General features: G+C 39.7%; 18 protein-coding genes, 1 other RNA gene and 1 pseudogene. 17 read left to right on the top strand and 3 right to left on the bottom strand.

Translation table 11 applies throughout. The features are described 5' to 3' along the window. Positions 1-602: 602 nt before the first annotated feature. Together CFK37_RS11700 and CFK37_RS11705 are read left to right on the top strand one after the other, a co-directional pair. Positions 603-1,559 (top strand): nucleoside hydrolase, encoded by a 957-nt coding sequence (locus CFK37_RS11700; RefSeq protein WP_089062020.1) that lies wholly within the window; start codon positions 603-605, stop codon positions 1,557-1,559. A gap of 68 nt (positions 1,560-1,627) precedes the next feature. Beyond that, positions 1,628-2,224 carry a nitroreductase family protein gene (locus tag CFK37_RS11705; RefSeq protein WP_089062021.1) on the top strand — a complete coding sequence of 199 codons (597 nt, stop codon included), beginning with the start codon at positions 1,628-1,630 and terminating at the stop codon, positions 2,222-2,224. Between the two features lie 34 nt (positions 2,225-2,258). Here the strand turns inward: CFK37_RS11705 and ptsP are convergent. Both ptsP and CFK37_RS11715 read right to left on the bottom strand, forming a co-directional pair. Continuing rightward, positions 2,259-3,970: pseudogene (gene ptsP / locus CFK37_RS11710) on the bottom strand (phosphoenolpyruvate--protein phosphotransferase). Positions 3,971-4,086: 116 nt separating this feature from the next. Then, positions 4,087-5,013: an alpha/beta hydrolase gene (locus tag CFK37_RS11715; protein ID WP_089062022.1), complete on the bottom strand. Its 927-nt coding sequence runs from the start codon at positions 5,011-5,013 to the stop codon at positions 4,087-4,089. Between the two features lie 171 nt (positions 5,014-5,184). On the opposite strand from CFK37_RS11715, the gene secG reads away from it, so the two are divergent. The 6 genes from secG (at position 5,185) to CFK37_RS11745 (ending at position 10,639) form a co-directional block, all read left to right on the top strand. Further along, positions 5,185-5,418 carry a preprotein translocase subunit SecG gene (gene secG / locus CFK37_RS11720; protein ID WP_089062023.1) on the top strand — a complete coding sequence of 78 codons (234 nt, stop codon included), beginning with the start codon at positions 5,185-5,187 and terminating at the stop codon, positions 5,416-5,418. Between the two features lie 92 nt (positions 5,419-5,510). After that, positions 5,511-6,254, top strand: coding sequence for an alpha/beta hydrolase (locus tag CFK37_RS11725; RefSeq protein WP_089062024.1), 744 nt, complete (start codon positions 5,511-5,513; stop codon positions 6,252-6,254). Positions 6,255-6,309: 55 nt separating this feature from the next. After that, positions 6,310-8,487 (top strand): ribonuclease R, encoded by a 2,178-nt coding sequence (gene rnr, locus CFK37_RS11730; protein WP_089062025.1) that lies wholly within the window; start codon positions 6,310-6,312, stop codon positions 8,485-8,487. A gap of 128 nt (positions 8,488-8,615) precedes the next feature. Continuing rightward, on the top strand, positions 8,616-9,080 hold the full coding sequence (gene smpB, locus CFK37_RS11735) for an SsrA-binding protein SmpB (protein ID WP_089062026.1): 465 nt from the start codon (positions 8,616-8,618) through the stop codon (positions 9,078-9,080). Positions 9,081-9,196: 116 nt separating this feature from the next. Beyond that, positions 9,197-9,536, top strand: a transfer-messenger RNA (tmRNA) gene (ssrA, locus tag CFK37_RS11740). A 449-nt stretch (positions 9,537-9,985) separates the two neighbouring features. Continuing rightward, positions 9,986-10,639, top strand: coding sequence for a carboxymuconolactone decarboxylase family protein (locus tag CFK37_RS11745; protein WP_089062027.1), 654 nt, complete (start codon positions 9,986-9,988; stop codon positions 10,637-10,639). A 207-nt stretch (positions 10,640-10,846) separates the two neighbouring features. Here CFK37_RS11745 and CFK37_RS11750 read toward each other — a convergent pair whose 3' ends face one another. Continuing rightward, positions 10,847-12,433 carry a peptide chain release factor 3 gene (locus tag CFK37_RS11750; RefSeq protein ID WP_089062028.1) on the bottom strand — a complete coding sequence of 529 codons (1,587 nt, stop codon included), beginning with the start codon at positions 12,431-12,433 and terminating at the stop codon, positions 10,847-10,849. Positions 12,434-12,675: 242 nt separating this feature from the next. On the opposite strand from CFK37_RS11750, the gene CFK37_RS11755 reads away from it, so the two are divergent. The 9 genes from CFK37_RS11755 to CFK37_RS11795 all read left to right on the top strand — a co-directional run bounded on the left by CFK37_RS11755 (position 12,676) and on the right by CFK37_RS11795 (position 20,142). Next, on the top strand, positions 12,676-13,299 hold the full coding sequence (locus CFK37_RS11755) for a class I SAM-dependent methyltransferase (RefSeq protein ID WP_089062029.1): 624 nt from the start codon (positions 12,676-12,678) through the stop codon (positions 13,297-13,299). A gap of 73 nt (positions 13,300-13,372) precedes the next feature. Beyond that, the gene (locus CFK37_RS11760) at positions 13,373-14,428 is read left to right on the top strand and encodes a M42 family metallopeptidase (RefSeq protein ID WP_089062030.1); all 1,056 of its coding nucleotides are present in this window, start codon (positions 13,373-13,375) and stop codon (positions 14,426-14,428) included. A gap of 144 nt (positions 14,429-14,572) precedes the next feature. Continuing rightward, the gene (locus CFK37_RS11765; RefSeq protein WP_089062031.1) at positions 14,573-15,175 is read left to right on the top strand and encodes a TetR/AcrR family transcriptional regulator; all 603 of its coding nucleotides are present in this window, start codon (positions 14,573-14,575) and stop codon (positions 15,173-15,175) included. A 35-nt stretch (positions 15,176-15,210) separates the two neighbouring features. Then, positions 15,211-15,429 (top strand): anti-repressor SinI family protein, encoded by a 219-nt coding sequence (locus CFK37_RS20275; protein ID WP_216639610.1) that lies wholly within the window; start codon positions 15,211-15,213, stop codon positions 15,427-15,429. A 121-nt stretch (positions 15,430-15,550) separates the two neighbouring features. Beyond that, entirely contained in the window at positions 15,551-16,543 is a 993-nt protein-coding gene (locus CFK37_RS11775; protein WP_089062033.1) for an LLM class flavin-dependent oxidoreductase, read from the top strand. 16 nt (positions 16,544-16,559) lie between these two features. Next, the gene (ltaE, locus tag CFK37_RS11780) at positions 16,560-17,582 is read left to right on the top strand and encodes a low-specificity L-threonine aldolase (RefSeq protein WP_089062034.1); all 1,023 of its coding nucleotides are present in this window, start codon (positions 16,560-16,562) and stop codon (positions 17,580-17,582) included. Positions 17,583-17,880: 298 nt separating this feature from the next. Then, complete coding sequence (locus CFK37_RS11785) at positions 17,881-18,474, top strand: YjgB family protein (RefSeq protein WP_089062035.1); 594 nt, start codon at positions 17,881-17,883, stop codon at positions 18,472-18,474. A gap of 202 nt (positions 18,475-18,676) precedes the next feature. Further along, positions 18,677-19,291, top strand: coding sequence for a DedA family protein (locus CFK37_RS11790; RefSeq protein WP_089062036.1), 615 nt, complete (start codon positions 18,677-18,679; stop codon positions 19,289-19,291). 20 nt (positions 19,292-19,311) lie between these two features. Further along, a complete protein-coding gene (locus tag CFK37_RS11795; protein ID WP_089062037.1) occupies positions 19,312-20,142 on the top strand; it encodes an undecaprenyl-diphosphate phosphatase in 831 nt (276 codons plus the stop codon). Positions 20,143-20,162: the final 20 nt, after the last annotated feature.

Here is a 20,162-nt window from a genome sequence, read left to right on the forward strand (position 1 = left end):
CTCCCCTTACGATGAGGGGACTGAAAAAGGTATAGTTAATACACAAATATGTGGATCTATCATCGCATCTTGAATATACTGCGCGCACCTTAGGGCGAGTGCCGAGTCTCCTTGCCCCGGCAAGGGGTAGCCGACGTTGCCCGCAAAGGGCGGTTTTAGTCGGGCCTCATTAACTGCCGTCCTGCGGGGTCTCGCCGATCTCTCACTTCCCGCAGTACAAGGAAAGCTTCCCTGAATAGGCATCGCACGAAGAAAAAGTGCATTTCTTTTTCGAGGAGTCTCCGTATATTCAAGATGCTAAGTAAAAGTGAAAAACTAAATTAAAATCCGCCACTTTTTCAGTGCCCTTCCTTGCCCCGGCAAAAGGGCTTAAACCGTGCCGGGGCAAGGAGGCTCATCAGCTGCCCACGGAAAGCGCAGTGTTTTTTAAGCAGCGGCCGCCAAGATATCAAACATGATTTTTAGGTACGTCTCAGTTTATGGATTTTGTGTCAAAAACAACAATCTTTTAGGAAAAAACTCTTTCTTAATCCCATTTTCTACACATAGGACAGCTCTCCCCGCGAATATAATTAAGAAATGATGGCAAGGGGATGGGTGACGTGGCACAAAAGGTTTTATTATTTGGGGATATTGGGATAGATGACACTGTTTCACTGATTTATGCGTACTTAAATGATCAGATTGAAATAGTCGGGGTTGTAGCTGATTATGGCAATGTACCACGGGAAAAGGCGCTTGCTAATGTACGGTATATTAAAGAGCTGTTTGATATACCTGATAAGCCGGCTGTTATCAGTGGTGCTGAGATGCCTATGACAGGAGAAGTGCCAACGTTTTTTCCGGAAATTCATGGAGAATATGGGCTTGGCCCAATTGTTCCACCAACAGTTTCAGATTACCAGACGGAAAACTTTTTTGAGATTGTCAACATCATTGAAAAATACCAGGATGATGATTTACTAATCGTTAATATTGGCAGACTTACTTCGCTTGCCAGCCTATTTATTTTATACAAATCATTGATGAAGAAAATAAAAGGTTTTTACATTATGGGTGGTGCATTCTGGGTTCCTGGTAATGTTACTTCTGTGTCAGAGGCTAATTTCTATTCCGACCCTATTGCTGCCAAGCTTGTTTTGGAAAATGCTCAAAATGTAACCATCATCCCATTAAACGTAACACTGCAAGCTATTGTAACACCGCAAATGGTGGATTATATTGCTGACATAGGAAAAGCAAAAATTATCAAACCAATGTTGGATTACTATTATAACTTTTACAAGAACCGTAATCCATCCATCCAAGGAAGTCCCATGCACGACGTACTGACGTTAATGGCAACTATCCACGAGGACATGCTGACATTTGATACACTGCCTGTTACAATTGTCCAATTGAGGAAAGGTGTTGCACGGGGGCAGAGCATAGCAGATATTCGCCCATATATAAATAACGAGGAGAATGAGAAAAGAAAGCAATATCGAATTGCTTTTCAACTCGATTATAGCAAATTTTATACCAACTTTATGACGGTGATGACGGGAGGGAACACGTGATTAATTGCCAATGTTACGAAAGAATCTGTTACCATAGTGATAGAGAAGATTAACGATGAGGTGGAAACTTGGATATACTGCAGGCAATTAAACAAAGAAGATCGATACATAGTTTTACTGACGAAGAAGTGCCTTTGGACAGGCTAAAGGAGATCTTTACCTATGGTTCCTATGCACCAACCCATTATATGAAAGAACCGTGGCAAATTAAACTCTACCAGGAACAGGGGAAGGCCCCTTTTGTTAATAAAATCATCGAAAGCTACCAGCGTATTGGAATGTTAAAAACTACTGATGATGCCAAAACAGTGAAAATGGTAGATTCGATGAAAAATTTTTTATTACATATCCCGCATCATGCGTTGATTTATTATACAAAGGAGGCTGATCAGGTTCGTGTTGAGGAAGAAAGTGCCGCAGTTAGTGCATTCATTCAGAACGCCCAACTAGCCGGCTGGGAACTCGGTGTTGGGATGCTCTGGACAATTACACCATTTATGCATGATCCTGGATTTGTCCAAGCAATTGGATTGGATGAAGAACAGCACAAAATAGCCGCCGTCCTGCAAATCGGTTATCCGAAACATGTACCAAGAAATAAAGGACGTACACCAATTGAGCAAAAACTTGAGATAATAAAAGGGGACAGTCCCCCATCGCTTTAACGCGTTAGCGTGGCGGGGGACTGTCCCCATTATGTTACTCTGTTTTCTCTTTCACAAATGCTACTACTTCTTCTGTGGTTCCCATGGAAAGCAATGTTTCTTTGTGGGATTGCATGTCTTTTTTTGATAACTGACGAAGCTGGGTTCTGGCTGGTAAGATAGATGTGGCACTCATGCTGAATTCGTCCAGTCCAAGTCCTAGTAAAATTGGAATGGCAATTGGATCACCAGCCATTTCGCCACACATGCCAACCCATTTCCCTTCGGCGTGCGCTGCTTCAATTACATGATGTACCAGGTTTAATATTGCGGGATGGTATGGCTGGTATAAATAAGAAACTTGTTCATTCATGCGATCAGCGGCCATTGTATACTGAATCAAATCATTTGTACCGACACTAAAGAAATCTACCTCTTTTGCAAACTGTTTAGCAGTAACTGCGGTTGATGGAATTTCCACCATAATGCCGACCTCAATTTGATCAGAAACGTCTGTACCTTCATTTATCAGATTTTCCTTTTCGTCCAATAAAATAGCTTTGGCTTGCCTGAATTCTTCCAGTGTAGCAATCATCGGGAACATCACTTTTAAGTTGCCATGTACACTTGCCCGAAGCAAGGCGCGTAATTGTGTACGGAAAATTGATTCATTTTCTAAACAGAAGCGAATTGCACGGAATCCTAGGAATGGATTCATTTCTTTCGGCAGATCTAAATAGCTTAATTCCTTATCGCCACCTATATCTAATGTCCGAACCACAACAGGTTTGTCTCCCATTTTTTCCAGTACCGATTTATACGCATCATATTGTTCATCTTCAGTTGGAAGCTGGCTTTTTCCCATGTATAGAAACTCTGTCCGATAAAGTCCAATACCCTCGCCCCCATTATTTAGGACACCATCCACATCCTCGGGTGTACCAATATTAGCAGCTAATTCAACGTGTTCGCCCTCAGATGTTACAGTTGATTCATCCTTTAATTTGGCCCATACAGACTTCTGTGCTTCGTATTCTGCCTGCTTTACTTTATAGGATTCTATTTCTTCCTCACTCGGATTAATTAATACAACACCATTCATGCCGTCGACGATAAGGAAGTCATCCTGCTGGATTTCCTGCGTGCTTTCTTTTGTGCCTACAACAGCAGGAATTTCCAGTGATCTAGCCATGATAGCTGAATGGGAGGTTCTTCCCCAATGTCTGTTGCAAAGCCCTTAACAAACTCGCGATTTAATTGTGCCGTATCAGAAGGTGTCAGGTCTTCTGCGATGACGATTACTTCCTCATCGATTAAGGCAGGATCAGGAAATGTAACATTTAGTAAATGAGCCATTACACGTTTTGTTACATCCTGAATATCCGCTGCACGCTCACGCATGTATTCATTATCCATGTTTTTAAACATGTCGATAAACATGTCAGCAGTTTCCTGTAATGCTGCTTCGGCCATTTCATTATCAGTTGTAATTTTCTCTTTGATTGGTTTGATTAATTCCGGGTCGCTTAAGACGAGCAGATGTGCTGAAAATATTTCGGCATGCTCGTCCCCAATTTCCCGTTTAGCATGCGCTTTAATTTTTTCTAATTCTGTTTTTGATTGCTCTAGCGCATGATCCAGCCGTTCAATTTCCTCATTCGGATTATCGATTGGCTTTTTCTCAAATGAAAGATCTGGTGTAACCAATTGATACGCTTTCGCAATCGCTATTCCACTCGAAGCAGCTATTCCTTGAATCTGTTTCATAATCTATGTCCAACCCTTCAATTTTTATTTCATATCCACCCTCCATTTTACCCTTAAAAACATAGTCGTTTCAAGGGATTGGGCATGTATATAACTGGAAAGTGCCTTGCAAACGCTTACTTTGATGATTGGTTCATTTGATCACGTAACCAGTGGAATAGAAGATTAAAAACCTCTTCCTTGTTCAGCTCGTTCAGGATTTCATGCCGTCCATCATGGAAAAACATGGATGCTATATTTTCTAAACCGGCTTTTTCATATAACTGTGCTGTCTTCCACACTCCTTTAGCGTAATCACCAACAGGGTCGGCATCCCCACTGACCAGAAGCATTGGCAAATCTTTACGAACAGCTTCGTTGCGCCGTTTATCCTGAATTGTTTTTATTCCATCCATCAGGTCATAGAAGAATCTTGCTTTCGGTACAAAGCCACAATAAGGGTCATCGATATAGGATTGTACCATTTTCTGGTCGCGTGTTAGCCAATCAAATGTAGTATGCATATCATCTACCTTTTTGTTATATGAACCGAATGTTAATGCATTCATAAGTTTTGTTTCTTCCTTTGGTGGCAATACAGCGGCTACTTGTTTACCAGCTAATGATTGGAATTTAGGAAAATAGCCTGTACCAGAAAGAATCACACCATCAACTTCTTGGCTGTACTTTTGGATATAGGCGCGGGATAAAAAGGATCCCATACTGTGCCCAACTAAATATACTGGAGTGTCCGGATATTCCTTTTTGATTTCCAGCGTAACCTCGAAAAGATCGTTGGTAACCTTTTCAAAACCATTTTCGTCAGCAAAATACCCAAGTGATCCTTGTTTCTCACCAGTTTGACCATGCCCGCGGTGGTCATTTCCAAATACCGCTATGTTATTTTCAACCAGATAGTTGCTGAATGGATGGTACCGATTAATATGTTCAGCCATACCATGTGCCAGTTGAACGATTGCCTTAGGCTTTTGATTTGGGTTGAACCATTTTTTTACATAGATTTCAACATCATCATACATTGATAACCAAAAGTCTTTTTCCATTATTATTCATCCTTTTCTACAAGTTATTGTTCTTTCTATGATAAAGTGAAAGAGACGTTACGTCCAAAATATAGCAATGTTATTTTAAATAAACTTGCTAAAATAACTGAAATTATGCTAAAGTATAGATAGAACTTTGTACGTTTATGACTACGGGGGTGTCATCATAACATGATAGATATAGTAAATATTGTCCTAGTAATTGATGCTATTATTATGATCGTTTTAGTTGTTTTACAATCAGGTAAAAGTGAAGGATTATCTGGAGCAATTTCAGGTGGTGCGGAACAACTATTTGGTAAACAGAAGGCACGTGGTGTTGATTTAATTTTACACCGAGGCACTGTAATAACTGGAACATTGTTTTTTATATTAGCTTTCTTAAGTGCATATGTTTTACAATAGACAATTAAGCCCTTATCGCGTTTGGTGATAAGGGATTATTTATGTATAGAAGGTAATAATAAGATTACATGGATCAAAGGAGAATTATCACGATGAAAATTAAGGAACCAAAGGCATTTACATTTGAATCAGGAAAACGGGCGGTATTATTATTGCACGGTTTTACCGGTCATACTGCGGATGTTCGTATGCTTGGACGTTATTTAGAAAAACAAGGGTACACCTGTCACGCCCCAATTTACAGGGGACATGGCAAACCACCTGAGGAACTGATTGACGCTACACCTGAACAATGGTGGGCAGATGTTATGGAGGCCTATCATCATTTAAAAGAACTTGGTCATTCGGAGATTGCTGTGGTTGGATTGTCGCTTGGCGGTGTCCTTGGTCTAAAATTGGCTTATTCGGAACAAGTAAAAGGTGTAATTCCGATGTGTGCCCCGATGTTTTTTGATAATGAGACACAATTAACTAAAGGTTTCAAAACCTTTGCGAAGGAATACAAGCAGCTTGAAGGCAAAGACGACGATACAATAAAAGAAGAAGTTAACAGCTTAATGGATCAGTCAGCGCCAATGTTTGAACAATTAGGCAAGTTAATTACAAATGTGAAAACCAATGTCGACACCATTTATACACCAGCATTTGTTGTTCAAGCTGAGAAAGATGAAATGATTAATACAGACAGTGCTGCATATATTTATGAAAATGTCGAATCCGATCATAAGGATATAAAGTGGTACAAAGAATCTGGCCACGTTATTACACTTGATAAGGAAAAGGAACAGCTGCATGAAGATATATTAAACTTCCTGGAAAAGCTTGATTGGGAATAATAGCTTTTGAAGCTGGTAAATTAGGGTAATACTAATAGAGAAAGAAGGTGAACACATGAATGAGACAATGATAGACGAATTACGAAACTATTTTAAAGAAAATAATACGAAGCCATTGGCTGTTGATGAGCTTAAGGAAGCATTGAATATTGAAGGATCCGAGGAATTTAAAAGCCTGATCAAGTCGCTGAACGAACTTGAGGAGAATGGAGAACTAGTCCGTACTAGAAAAAATAGATTTGGACTGCCGGAAAAAATGAATCTGATTAAAGGCAGGATTCAAATGCATGCAAAGGGATTTGCATTTTTAATTCCTGAAAACGAAGAACAGACGGATGTATATATTCATCATTCAGATTTGGCTTCAGCGATGAACAATGACATTGTACTGGTTCGTCTGGAGAAAAAAGATGATGCAGGCAATCGCCCTGAGGGCACAGTAATTCGAATTTTAGAACGGGCTGTCCATCAAGTAGTTGGGACATTTGAAAATAATCGTTCATTTGGGTTTGTAATTGCGGATGATAAACGGATACCAAATGATATTTTCATACCCAAGAGTAAGGCAAAAGGTGCAGTTAGCGGTCATAAGGTAATTGCTACTATCACCAAATATCCAGAAGGAGGAAAAAGTGCGGAAGGCGAAATCACCCAGATTTTAGGCCATAAGAATGACCCGGGAATTGATATTATTTCAATTATATATAAACATGGGATTACCATTGATTTTCCGGAAGAAGTATTAGAACAGGCTGAAAACACACCTGAAACGATTTCGGAAGATGAAATGAAAAATCGGAAGGACCTGCGGGATGAAGTAACTGTAACGATTGATGGCGCTGATGCGAAAGATCTTGATGATGCGGTATCCGTAAAAAAACTCGATAACGGAAATTATAAGCTTGGTGTCTACATTGCAGATGTCAGTTACTATATGCGTGAAGGCACACCAATGGATAAGGAAGCATTTGAACGCGGAACTAGTGTTTACTTAGTTGACCGGGTTATTCCGATGATACCACACCGCCTCTCTAATGGGATTTGTTCGTTAAATCCCCAGGTAGACCGATTAACTCTGGGGTGTGAGATGGAAATAAATAATTTCGGAGAAATAATTGATCACTCGATATTTCAAAGTGTAATTCAAACCAATGAACGCATGACATACAGTGATGTAAATAAGATCTTGGTGGATAATGACGAACAAGTCCGGGAACGGTATGATGCACTTGTTCCTATGTTTGAAGCTATGGAGAAATTAGCATCCATTCTGAGGCATAAACGGGCAAAGCGTGGCGCAATTGACTTCGATTTTAAAGAGGCAAAAGTACTCGTTGATGAAAAAGGAAAGGCGGTTGATGTGGTAATCCGTGAACGCGGGGTTGCGGAACGTTTGATTGAAGAATTTATGCTAGCAGCAAATGAGACCGTAGCAGAACATTTTCACTGGATGGATGTTCCGTTTATTCACCGGATACATGAGGATCCAAATGAATCAAAGCTGCAGCATTTCTTTGATTTCATTGGCGGGCTTGGCTATAAGGTGAAGGGGACAGCAAATGAAATTCATCCACAGGCATTGCAGAAGGTTCTAGATGAAGTAAAGGATACACCTGAAGAAATGATCATTTCAAAACTGATGTTACGTTCGATGCAGCAAGCTAAGTATGATCCAAACAGTGTCGGACACTTTGGATTGGCTACTGATTTCTACACGCATTTCACTTCGCCGATTAGAAGGTATCCAGATCTAATCGTTCATCGGTTAATACGGACCTATTTAATTGAAAAGAAAATGGACAGTGAAACAATCCGCAAATGGAAAGAGAGAATGCCGGATATTGCTCGTCATACGTCTGAAAAAGAACGAACTGCTGTCGATGCCGAACGAGATACAGACGATCTGAAGAAAGCGGAATATATGGAAGATAAAATCGGTGAAACATTCACAGGTGTGATTAGCTCTGTAACGAATTTCGGCTTGTTTGTTGAATTGGAAAATACGGTTGAAGGCCTTGTACATGTTAGTCAACTCACTGATGATTATTATCATTATGATGAACGGAATTACGCAATGATTGGTGAACGAACTGGAAACATATACAGAATTGGTGATACGGTTGATGTTCGGGTAATTGCCGTTAACATGGATGAACACGTGGTTGATTTTGAAATGGTTGGCGGTGGAAAAAAGAGAAAGTCAAAAGGAAAAGGGAAGAACAAAAAGAAGTAACTATACTAAACCTTTGGGCTAATTCGTTGGGCGGATTAGTCTTTTCTCTGTAATAACTCCTATTATGATTGGAAAAGTAAGGGATATTTGATAAAATAAGTGACACGCAAGTAGTAGGAGGAAACACTATGCCAAAAGGACTGGGAAAAACACTCGCTCAAAATAAGAAAGCATCCCATGAATATTTTATCGAGGAGACTTATGAAGCAGGAATCGTCTTGCAAGGAACGGAAATTAAATCTATTCGTGCCGGCCGTGTGAATATTAAAGATTCACATGCGAGGATTGATAAAGGTGAAATAAAGCTGATCAATTTGCATATCTCGACATATGAACAAGGAAACCGGTTTAACCATGACCCAACACGAACCCGGAAATTACTGCTGCACCGAAAACAAATTGATAAGTTAATCGGCGTTACGCAGCAGCAGGGGTATGCATTAGTACCACTTAAGATCTATATTAAAAATGGCTATGCCAAAGTCCTGATTGGTGTTGGTCGCGGAAAGAAAAAATATGATAAACGGGAAGACTTAAAAAGGAAACAAATGAAACGGGACATTGACCGGGCCATCAAGGATGCAGGTAAATAGTCCTAGGACAGGTTGCAATTTATGCTTAATATGCTATACTAGTAGTTGTAACAATAAAGCTAACAAAATTAAATAAATGCTCATTTTTATCCGAGCGTTTCTCTTAACGGGGACGTTTAGGATTCGACAGGGATAGATTGAGCTCAGGTTGCGCGTCGAGGTTACGGCTCGTAAAACGTTACTCGCCTAAATATAACTGGCAAAAATAATCAACCTGCTTTAGCAGCTGCGTAAGTAGTTCTAAAGCGATCCTTCCTGCATTCGCCCGTGATGCAGATTGAAGGGTCTCAAATGAAGCGGGCTACACTGCCATCCACCGTCTGAGGATGGTAGTTGAAACCAATCAGACTAGCTGCATGGAGGCCTGTTGGTAGGCCGATATGACAGCGAATGATAATATACCAACTACACGTGTAGAAGCCTGAGTGGCAATATCTCTGGACGTGGGTTCGATTAGTAAATAGTCGCCTTTTGTAGTAATACAAAAGTGAAAATCCGGCTTTATCGGTGAAACCTAAGTTGCTTTATAAAGCAATAAGGCAATGCCGAGCGGTATGTGGAGTAATCCAACAGCCGTGTATCGACTTATAGGCTGCCATGTTTGGTAGTACTAGGATGTGGAATACAACCTTAATAAGGTAAATATAAATTCTGCATAAGACGCCGGGGAGCCTGATTAATTAGGTTCAAGATATAGTCAGTGCCATGTCGAAAGCATGGAAGAGCATGTCCCACCGTCTCCACCAATACATATGTTGGTGGTTTTTTGTGTCCGATTTTAGTATTTTAGATAAACAGTTTTCTTGTTATTCCAAAAATTACTATGGTAAGGTTACTATATACTAATTTATTGGAATAAATCCAAAATAAATGTATCGAAAAAAAACCATGAAAGGATGTTTACTATGTCATCTTCTTTATATCAAAAGGAACATATGCAGCATTTAAGTAAACTTAAAGATTTGGCTCCTGATCAGTTAAATGCATTTTCGAAATTTAATGAGGCGGTTAGTAAAGAGGGCGCATTGACCAAGAAAGAAAAGGAAATTATTGCTGTAGCAATAGCACATGTAACAGAATGTCCATATTGTATCGACTCCCATACACGTAAAGCAAAAACAGAGGGGGCATCACTTGAAGAATTGGTCGAGGCTGTATTTGTAGTTTCCGGTGTCGAAGCTGGAGGAGCGGTAACACATAGTACAAATATGCAAAATGCTAAGGATCCGGAAGCGGATGATACATTGTTCACGAGATCAAATCTAAAAAGACTTGGTGAGCTAGGTAAACAAGCCCCTGATGGTTTCAAAGCATATGCTAACTTCAGTGCAACATCAATGAAAGCTGGTAAATTAACTGCAAAGTTTAAAGAAATTATTGCAGTTGCAGTCGCCCATGCTACCCAATGCCCTTATTGCATTGACGTTCATACCAAAAATGCGGACAAAGCTGGCGCAACGAATGAGGAGCTTGCGGAAGCTGTAATGGTATCCTCTGCTTTACTCGCAGGTGGTGCCTATGCCCATATGTCCAATATGATTGAAAGCTATGGTGAATAAAAAATAGTAAAGAGGCTGGGACAAAAGTGATTTAGTCAGAGAAAAATCCGAACTATGATTCAAAATTCTTTAATTTGAATTTGGAGTAGTTCGGATATTTTTCTTGGTTATTTTTGTAAATGTTACTGCTAAATGTCTATAAACTCGAAATATGCGCTGGGTTGTTTTCCGCTCCAATCAACCATTGTAATAGAGGATAAACCATATTTAATACGACTGATCATACTTATTGGATTCCAGCAAATCGATCAATTCGATGCTGGTATGTTTTTCTTCAAACCAACGACGGGCGAAATCATTTCGAAATAGCACAAGATAATTTCCTTCTCTGTCGCGGACTAGTAAATTCTGTTCATCAAAAAGCGACTCGTCTACTTGTTCCTCTTTTAACCAGCGTGGTACTCGTTCTCCAATCGATTCCAAAATGACTTCTACATTGTATTCGTTTTTCATACGGTATTTGAATACATCATATTGCAGCTCACCTACTGCACCTAGTATATAGGAGTCGGTGCGATATCGATAATAGAGTTGGATTGCACCTTCCTGCACAAGCTGCTCAATTCCTTTTTTATATTGCTTGGATTTCATCACGTTTTTGGCAGTAACTTTTTTAAATATTTCCGGTGGGAATTTTGGCAGCTCCTCGTATTCAAAATGGTCTTTGCCTTCTATCAGAGTGTCTCCAATTTGATAGGCGTTTGGATCATATATACCAATGATATCTCCGGCGTATGCCTCCTCAATTGTTCCCCTTGAGGATGCCACAAATTGCTGGGATTGAGAAAGCTTAATAAGTTTATTATTTCTTGCCAACTTCACACTCATTCCTCGCTCAAACTTACCGGAACACACCCGTAAAAACGCAACCCTGTCCCGATGAGCTGGATTCATATTGGCTTGAATTTTAAAAATGAACCCGGAGAAGTCTTCTTTGTCAGGAAGAATGGCCCCTTCAGTTGATTTTCTTGGTGCTGGTGATGGTGCCATGGAAATAAACGTATCAAAAAAGGTTTGCAAACCAAATGGTGCGAGTGCACTTCCGAAGAATACCGGACTTTGCTTCCCTGATAAAACCTTTTCTAGTGAAAACATGTCGCCGGCTTCATCCAATAAAGAAAGCTCGTCATGTGCCGACTGATACGCTGATTGCGACACCAACTCCTGATGTTCGGAATTATTCAGTTCTTTGTATGGAATGTACGATTCTTCTTCATTTCCATTATATTGAACAAATTGCTCATCATGCCGATCAAAAATTCCAAGGAATCTTTTTCCCATTCCAGCCGGCCAATTCATTGGGTATGTTTCAATATCCAAAACCTGCTCGATTTCTTCTAATAACTCAAGGGGTTCTCTTCCCTCACGGTCCAATTTATTGATGAATGTGAAAATAGGAATTCCGCGCATGCGACATACCTTAAATAATTTGATGGTCTGTGACTCAATTCCTTTTGTAGCATCAATGATCATCACTACACTATCAACGGCGGTCAATGTCCGATAAGTGTCCTCACTAAAATCCTCGTGACCAGGTGTATCTAAAATGTTTACCTGGAATCCATCGTATGGAAAGTTCATCACACTTGATGTAACGGAGATACCACGCTGTTTCTCAATTTCCATCCAGTCGGACGTAGCAAATTTTCCTGACTTTTTACCCTTAACCGTTCCCGCTGATCGAATTAAATTTCCCAATAAGAGTAATCTCTCTGTCATTGTTGTTTTTCCTGCATCGGGATGCGAAATAATCGCAAAGGTTTTTCTTTTTTTTACTTCATCTTGTATACTCATAAAAATCCCTTCCATTCTTTATTCGTTCTTTCATTATGATAGGTATTATTTGGGATTTTTGATTTACATCGGAATAATGCTCCTTTAAATTTTTTTGCAAATACATACAACAAAAGATAGCACGTTAACAGGTGATGAGTCAATGCTTACAAAGTTTAGGAGGTGCTTTCATTGCACTATCAACCAGTGTGGTATAATTTTTATATAACCTTTAAAATTTTTAAAATTGAGCGGTGAACAAAATGCTAAAAGATACAGGAGAAAGAGTCATTCCTGAAAAAATGAAAATAACAAACGATTTATTACTTGAACATGTTGCAAGGTATCACTTTGCAATTAATTATTCTAGTGGACGAGTGCTTGATTTTGCCAGTGGTTCCGGTTATGGAAGCCACATCATTGCCAAAAAGTGTAAAGACAAGGGAGTAACGGAAGTCATCGGTGTTGATAATGATAAGGATGCAATTGCCTACGGCCAATATAAATATTATCATCCCTTGACGACCTTCCTTCATGGTGATGTAACTGCAAGTGACTTGCCGGAAAAGTTGGGGCAATTTGATACCATCCTCAGCTTTGAAACAATTGAACATATACCTGATGAGAAACAATTTCTGTCTAACATTTATGCTATGTTAAAACCGGGAGGAACGTTACTGTTATCAACACCTTTTGGAAAAGGGAGAGGGGTTCCTTGTGGTTCGCCGTTTCATGTCCACCAACTGACAATTGGTGAATTTAAACAGTTATTTGTGGATTACAGATCATCCGCTTTTTATTTACAAAAAGGTGTGTTAATTACTCCAGAAACATTACGTGATGAAGAAGACTACTATCCTTTGGGTATTGCGGTCTGTGAGAAATAATATATTTTAGTGTCATTCTTGTCCCATTAACGATAAGATATAGGTACATATATTTTTGAAAGGGGAAACTATTTTGACTACATATCCAAACGTAAATGAAACGAAAGAGCTAATTCAACAATTAGTTTCGATTCCTAGCCCTTCAGGCAGCACTGAAAAAGTAATTAAATTTGTCGAAGGTGCCCTGAAAGATTTAAAAGTGAAAACACGACGAAATCGTAAGGGGGGATTAATCGCAACATTACCTGGCGAAAATAACAGTGAACAGAGAATGTTGACTGCCCATGTTGATACACTTGGTGCGATGGTGAAAGAAGTGAAGGACAATGGACGTCTTCGGCTTGATTTAATTGGCGGATTTGGCTTTAACTCAATTGAAGGAGAGTATTGTGAAATCCATACTTCCAGCGGAAAAGTATACACTGGAACCATCTTGATGCATCAAACATCAGTCCATGTGTACAAGGATGCAGGGGAAGCCAAGCGTGATAAAAAAAATATGGAAGTCCGGATTGATGCAAAAGTTGAAAAAGCAGAGGAAATCCGTGAACTTGGAATTGAGGTGGGAGATTTTGTTTCCTTTGATCCACGCGTGCAGCAAACAGACAATGGATTTATTAAATCACGCCATCTGGATGACAAGGCCAGTGTTGCGATTCTGCTGCAGTTAATCAAACGGGTAAAAGAAGAAAATATTACGCTTCCATATACAACCCATTTCCTTATCTCGAATAATGAGGAAATAGGCTACGGTGGTAATTCCAATATTACCCCTGAAACAGTTGAATATTTGGCAGTCGATATGGGGGCTATGGGCGACGGACAATCAACCGATGAATATACCGTTTCCATTTGCGCAAAAGATTCCAGTGGCCCATATCATTATGGTTTACGAAAACATCTTGTAGAACTTGCTGAGTCAAATAATATTGGCTATAAGCTTGATATATATCCGTTTTACGGATCGGACGCATCTGCGGCAATTCGTGCGGGCCATGACATTGTTCACGGACTAATCGGGCCGGGAATAGATTCTTCACATGCATTTGAACGAACCCATGAAACATCATTGGATTACACTGAACAATTGCTGTACCATTACGTTCTTTCCGATATTGTGGTCTATTAATAACTAAAAAAACGAACCTCTTCAGACGGGGTTCGTTTTTTAATTTCCTCATTTTGAAAGTTTACCTTGACTTAATGATGGGTTTTGGTAGATAATACTAATGAGTAATATAACTAACTAAATCTAACATGGAGTTGGCACAAGATGGGGCAAAGGGGAAGGAAAGTAGGAGCTAGCGGAGAACGAAGCAGATCCTTGCTGCTGCAAATCGCTGCTGATCAATTTGCCCAGGAGGGATATTATAATACAAAGATAAGTACCATTGTTAAAAAAGCGGGATTAACACAACCAACCTTTTACCTGTACTTTCAAAATAAAGATGCCGTATTTCAGGAATTGGTCAGTTTATTTCGCACTAAATTGTTCAGTCTTGCTGAAAGCAGCCGATTGGAATCAGGTATTGAGCGAAGCGCATTACCCAATCAAATAAAAGCAGGCTTAACAGCAATGTTTTCCTTCTTCGCAGAAAATCCGAGCTTAACCAGAATTGGATTATTGCAAGCAACAGAAGCGGAAAATATAAAAACGGAATTAGCTGCACAAATAACGGATAATCTTAGGAAAGAAATGCAGGATGGTTATTTCCAACCCACTGTTGATGTAAAGATAGTCGCTGAAAGTTTAGTGGGGATTATGGAACGTCTTGTGGTTACAAAATTATTACCGGGGATACAGAAGCCAGAAAGTCTAGCAAACGATATAGTCGACCTGTTATTATATGGAATCATTTCAAAAAATAATGGGTAATTTATTAATTTTCTTCAGCCATGATGCACATCCTCTTGAGAATTATAATTAGGGAGATGATTATTGTCGGATATTCGATGAAGGAACCACTGGAGAATAGTCTTGATGGGGAGTGGATTGATCTTATTTTAATTGCTAAAGAAATAGGCCTGACATCGGTTGAAGTAAGAGCATTTATCAATAAGCCTAGTGGGTTAATGGACTGGAAACGGTTTGTGCAATTTGTACAAACGCATAAAAAACTGGACTGTTAGTTTACAAAAACATATAAATTTTTCTAATGACTTACCATTTGCTGGTAGGTCTTTTTTGCTTATTTTGATTATGGTCCATATAATTATAGTATCAAGTAACAGTTAGAAAGCAGGTAAAAACATGCAACTAAGTATTCTGGATCAAGCGCCAATATCCGATGGGAAGAATGCACAGGAAGCACTTTATAACTCAATTGAACTCGCTAAACTAGGAGATAGACTTGGGTTTACTCGTTATTGGATGGCAGAGCATCATGATTTATCAGGTCTAGCTTGCCCGTCACCGGAAGTGATGCTTGGGATTATCGGTTCCGCTACATCTTGTATACGAATTGGTTCCGGTGCTGTCCTGTTGCCTCATTATAAGGCATTTAAGGTTGCTGAGACATATAATCTTCTAGCAACATTGTATCCAGGCCGCGTCGATCTCGGCCTTGGCCGTGCACCAGGTGGATCTGCTGAAGCTACGATGGCACTTTCGGATAACTTTCTGGAAAATGTGCGCAGAACGCCTGATTCATTGGATGACCTGCTTCATTTCCTACATAATGATTTCGCAAAAGACCATATGTTTGCAAAAGTTCAGCCGTCACCTGTCCCACAGACTGAACCTCGACCATGGCTGCTTGGCACAAGTGAAAAGAGTGCGATTTTAGCGGCGGAAAAAGGACTCCCATACACATTCGGCCATTTCATGAGTGACAGGGATGGTCCTGCCATCGTCAAAAAATATTATGATAGGTTTTCAAGCGGTGGTCACATAAGCAGGGCTGAAGCCATTGTTACAGTGTCAGTGATTTGTGCTGAGACAACCGAGAAAGCTGAAGAATTGGCGATGAGCAGTAAATTATGGGGTGTCAAGAGATCGAAAGGTGAAGATATTGGGGTCCCATCCGTCGAAGAGGCAAAAAACTATCCGTACACTGCGGACGATCTTGCATTAATTAAGAAATCAAGCGACAAGATGATTGTCGGGAACCCACAGGAGGTAAAGCAACGGCTTGATGATTTATGTAAATTATATCAAGTAAATGAACTAATGATTGTGACGATAACAAGTAATATAGAGGATAAATTTAAATCATATGATTTAATTGCCAAAGAAGTGCTATGAAATTGGAGGGATTAGCATGATTGATCTAAGAAGTGACACTGTAACTAAGCCAACGAAGGAAATGAGACAAGCGGCTTTTGAAGCCAAAGTCGGGGACGATGTATATGGGGAGGACCCAACACTATTAGAATTAGAAGGAACAGCTGCTGAAAAGCTGGGAAAAGAAGCGGCAATGTTTGTACCAAGTGGAACACAAGGAAATCAGATTGCAGTTTTGACCCATTGCCAGCCAGGTCAGGAAATTATCTTAGAGGCCGAATCACATATCTTTTACTATGAAGGGGCATCGATTTCTGCTTTTGCAGGTGTCCAGCCAAGAACGATTGCCGGTAATCATGGTGTGATGGACCCGGAACTTGTGAAGTCAGCGATTCGAGAAGACGATATTCATATGCCGGAAACTGGGCTCATCTGTCTGGAGAATACACATAATCGTGCTGGAGGTGCGATCGTTCCGCTGGACAACATGAAAGAGATTTATCAAATTGCACGTGCTAATCATGTTCCTATCCATTTAGATGGTGCCAGGTTATTTAATGCAGCGGTTGCTACGGGAATAGATGTAAAAGCATACGCAGCACAAACAGATACGGTCCAATTTTGTCTTTCTAAAGGACTTGGTGCACCGGTCGGGTCCATTATTGCTGGCTCGAATGAATTTATTAAGCAAGCACGAAAATGGCGTAAACGTCTTGGTGGCGGATTAAGACAAGCCGGAATCATTGCGGCACCAGGTTTAGTCGCACTGAATACGATGATTGACCGTTTGGCAGAGGATCACGAGAACGCAAGGTACCTGGCAGACGGATTACAGGAAGTAGGAGGACTATCCATTGGAAATAATGTAGATACCAATATCGTTTTGGTAAATACTGAAGGTGCAGGGTTAACCTCGCACGAGTTTTTAGACAAACTTAAACAACATAAGATTCTTGGTAATTCATTTGGACCAAACACTATCCGGTTAACAACACATTTCGATGTTACATGCAGTGAGATTCGAACGGTGATAGAAAAAGCAGGTTTGCTGACCAAATAGTCCACTTTCTAAAACAGCTTAAACAAGTCTAAGCTGTTTTTTACAATCGCCTTTTTCGCATAGCATGTTGCTAATATCACTGCAGTTGATAATAACCTGCTACGTAGCTTTATATGAGTGTTAGTCCACCGCTTCGGAAAACAGCGGTCCGTAGCGAAAACTACCCAGCACATACGTCATGGTTTATAGGTTTTGTGTCAAAAACAACAGCCTTTACAATTAAAATAAAGAATCGTTAAATTCATACTTTTAAGGGTAGAATGGAATTGGGTACTACTTTACTTTTGGAGGGTTCATCATGATTAAAAAGGTTGGCATCATTATTGTTTTGATGGCTGCGGCAGTGCTGATAAGCTGGTTTTTTGCTGCTGACGATACAGGGACTAAGCAGGACAAAAACAATATGCCATCCACACGATCACCTAATATTGAGGATAAGGGATTCCAGCCTGGTGAGGGTAATACAGAGGAAATAATCGATCACATTTTCACGCTGGCTAAACGAGGAAGGATCCCTCAAACTTCCATTATTGCCGGAAAAACAACGATAGACGAAATTCATAAAAGATGGGGAGAACCGGATGATTCCACCCAAATTCCAAGAGGTCGCTACGATACCTATAGTGAGCATCATATTACAGTTGGTTATCTGGACGGACTGATATTTGATGTCCGCTCGAGTGCTCTGAACCTTCAGGATATTCACCTGAGCAAACTAAAAGAGGTAAGAGGAGAACCGGATGATACAAGGTACTACAAGGATGAAACGCATGATCAAATTATACTTGTTTATAAGGTAAGTGAAAACTACCAGTTGAAATGGATTTTAACCGATGAGGGAGATAATCCTAAAGTCGATCATATTTCTGTTTTTAAAACGTTAACAGATTAGATGTACTGTTACATGTGAAAATTATACAAAAACTTGAAAGGGTCTGTTCCATTTATATGGACAGGTCTTTTTTTAGTAATAAATAACGGAATGTGTATCAATTATGGTACACTATTGCTAATTTGATCTGTCCATTTTTTCATAAAGCGGCTTGTATAATCATATAAAAATAATGGACAAACTTTAATTTTCGGAGGTAAACATGGAAAACTGGATTACTGACTTTATGGAGCAGTTTGGTTATATAGGAATATTTCTAATGATGGCATTAGAGAATGTGTTTCCGCCAATTCCGTCAGAAGTAATTCTTCCATTTGGGGGATTTCTAACTACAAATTCATCGTTAACCGTTGTTGGAGTTGTTGTTTCCGCAACAGCAGGCTCAATTGTGGGGGCGATTGTCCTGTATGGAATTGGTAGATTAATTGATGTGGAACGTCTGGAAAAAATAATTGACCGGTGGGGACAAATTATTCGCATTAAGCGCGAAGATATATATAAGGCAGATGCATGGTTTGACCGATATGGATACTGGACTGTTTTATTCTGCAGGATGGTTCCGCTGATCCGCAGCTTAATATCCATACCCGCAGGCATGTCAAATATGAAATTTTGGCTTTTTCTGGTGTTCACTACAATCGGAACTATAGTATGGAATGTTATTTTAGTCATGGTCGGTGCTGCCTTAGGCGAGTCATGGAAAGATATTTTGCAGTTCATGGATATTTATTCTACAATCGCTTATATCATCATTGCCACTGGACTAGTATTATGTCTATTATTATATTTAACTAGATTAGTAAAACGAAAAAGATAGATTAAAGGAGTTTACTTGGGATGGATATTATTGAAATCATAAAAGCAATCATTTTAGGAATGGTTGAAGGCCTTACCGAATTTGCACCAGTATCATCTACTGGACACATGATTATCGTGGATGATTTGTGGCTGAAATCAAAAGAGTTCTTAGCTTCTGAGTATGTCGCGAACACATTTAAGATTGTTATTCAACTTGGTTCTATTTTGGCAGTTGTTGTTGTTTTTAGAAACAGATTTATTGATCTATTAGGATTAGGCAGAGGCAAAACAGAGTCTTCAGGCCAGGGCCGCTTAAAATTAACCCAGGTAATTGTCGGCCTGATTCCTGCTGGGATCCTTGGTGTTTTATTTGATGACTATATTGACGAAAATTTATTTACAATTGAAACAGTACTCATTGGCCTATTAATAGGTTCAATTCTAATGATCTTTGCTGACTTTTTTTCACCAAAAGAGCCAAGCGTTACAACTGTCGATCAAATTACCTATCGCCAAGCGCTTACAGTCGGTTTGGTACAATGTTTTTCTTTATGGCCTGGATTCTCGCGTTCAGGCGCTACCATGTCTGGTGGTGTATTAACGGGAATGAGCCATCGGACAGCCGCAGACTTTACTTTTATCATGGCGGTGCCAATTATGGCTGGGGCAAGTGGAATATCCCTACTAGATAATTGGAAGTATTTTACGATGGATGCGTTACCGTTTTTTATTGCCGGGTTTGTTAGTGCATTTCTGTTCGCATTAATTTCTATTAAGTTCTTTTTGAAACTGATTGATAAGGTGAAATTGGTTCCATTTGCCATTTACCGTATTTTACTAGTGGTAGTTATTTATTTAATATATTTTTAACTGCAAAATCTCTTGGCAGA

Source organism: Virgibacillus phasianinus (genome assembly GCF_002216775.1).
GTDB classification, from domain to species: Bacteria; Bacillota; Bacilli; order Bacillales; family Amphibacillaceae; genus Virgibacillus_F; species Virgibacillus_F phasianinus.

Bases quoted from the DNA above. Each gene is read 5' to 3' on its own strand.
- CFK37_RS11715 (WP_089062022.1), bottom strand. From the start codon at position 5,013: ATGGAAAAAGACTTTTGGTTATCAATGTATGATGATGTTGAAATCTAT.
- secG (WP_089062023.1), top strand. From the start codon at position 5,185: ATGATAGATATAGTAAATATTGTCCTAGTAATTGATGCTATTATTATG.
- CFK37_RS11725 (WP_089062024.1), top strand. From the start codon at position 5,511: ATGAAAATTAAGGAACCAAAGGCATTTACATTTGAATCAGGAAAACGG.
- rnr (WP_089062025.1), top strand. From the start codon at position 6,310: ATGAATGAGACAATGATAGACGAATTACGAAACTATTTTAAAGAAAAT.
- smpB (WP_089062026.1), top strand. From the start codon at position 8,616: ATGCCAAAAGGACTGGGAAAAACACTCGCTCAAAATAAGAAAGCATCC.
- CFK37_RS11745 (WP_089062027.1), top strand. From the start codon at position 9,986: ATGTCATCTTCTTTATATCAAAAGGAACATATGCAGCATTTAAGTAAA.
- CFK37_RS11750 (WP_089062028.1), bottom strand. From the start codon at position 12,433: ATGAGTATACAAGATGAAGTAAAAAAAAGAAAAACCTTTGCGATTATT.
- CFK37_RS11755 (WP_089062029.1), top strand. From the start codon at position 12,676: ATGCTAAAAGATACAGGAGAAAGAGTCATTCCTGAAAAAATGAAAATA.
- CFK37_RS11765 (WP_089062031.1), top strand. From the start codon at position 14,573: ATGGGGCAAAGGGGAAGGAAAGTAGGAGCTAGCGGAGAACGAAGCAGA.
- CFK37_RS11775 (WP_089062033.1), top strand. From the start codon at position 15,551: ATGCAACTAAGTATTCTGGATCAAGCGCCAATATCCGATGGGAAGAAT.
- ltaE (WP_089062034.1), top strand. From the start codon at position 16,560: ATGATTGATCTAAGAAGTGACACTGTAACTAAGCCAACGAAGGAAATG.
- CFK37_RS11785 (WP_089062035.1), top strand. From the start codon at position 17,881: ATGATTAAAAAGGTTGGCATCATTATTGTTTTGATGGCTGCGGCAGTG.
- CFK37_RS11790 (WP_089062036.1), top strand. From the start codon at position 18,677: ATGGAAAACTGGATTACTGACTTTATGGAGCAGTTTGGTTATATAGGA.
- CFK37_RS11795 (WP_089062037.1), top strand. From the start codon at position 19,312: ATGGATATTATTGAAATCATAAAAGCAATCATTTTAGGAATGGTTGAA.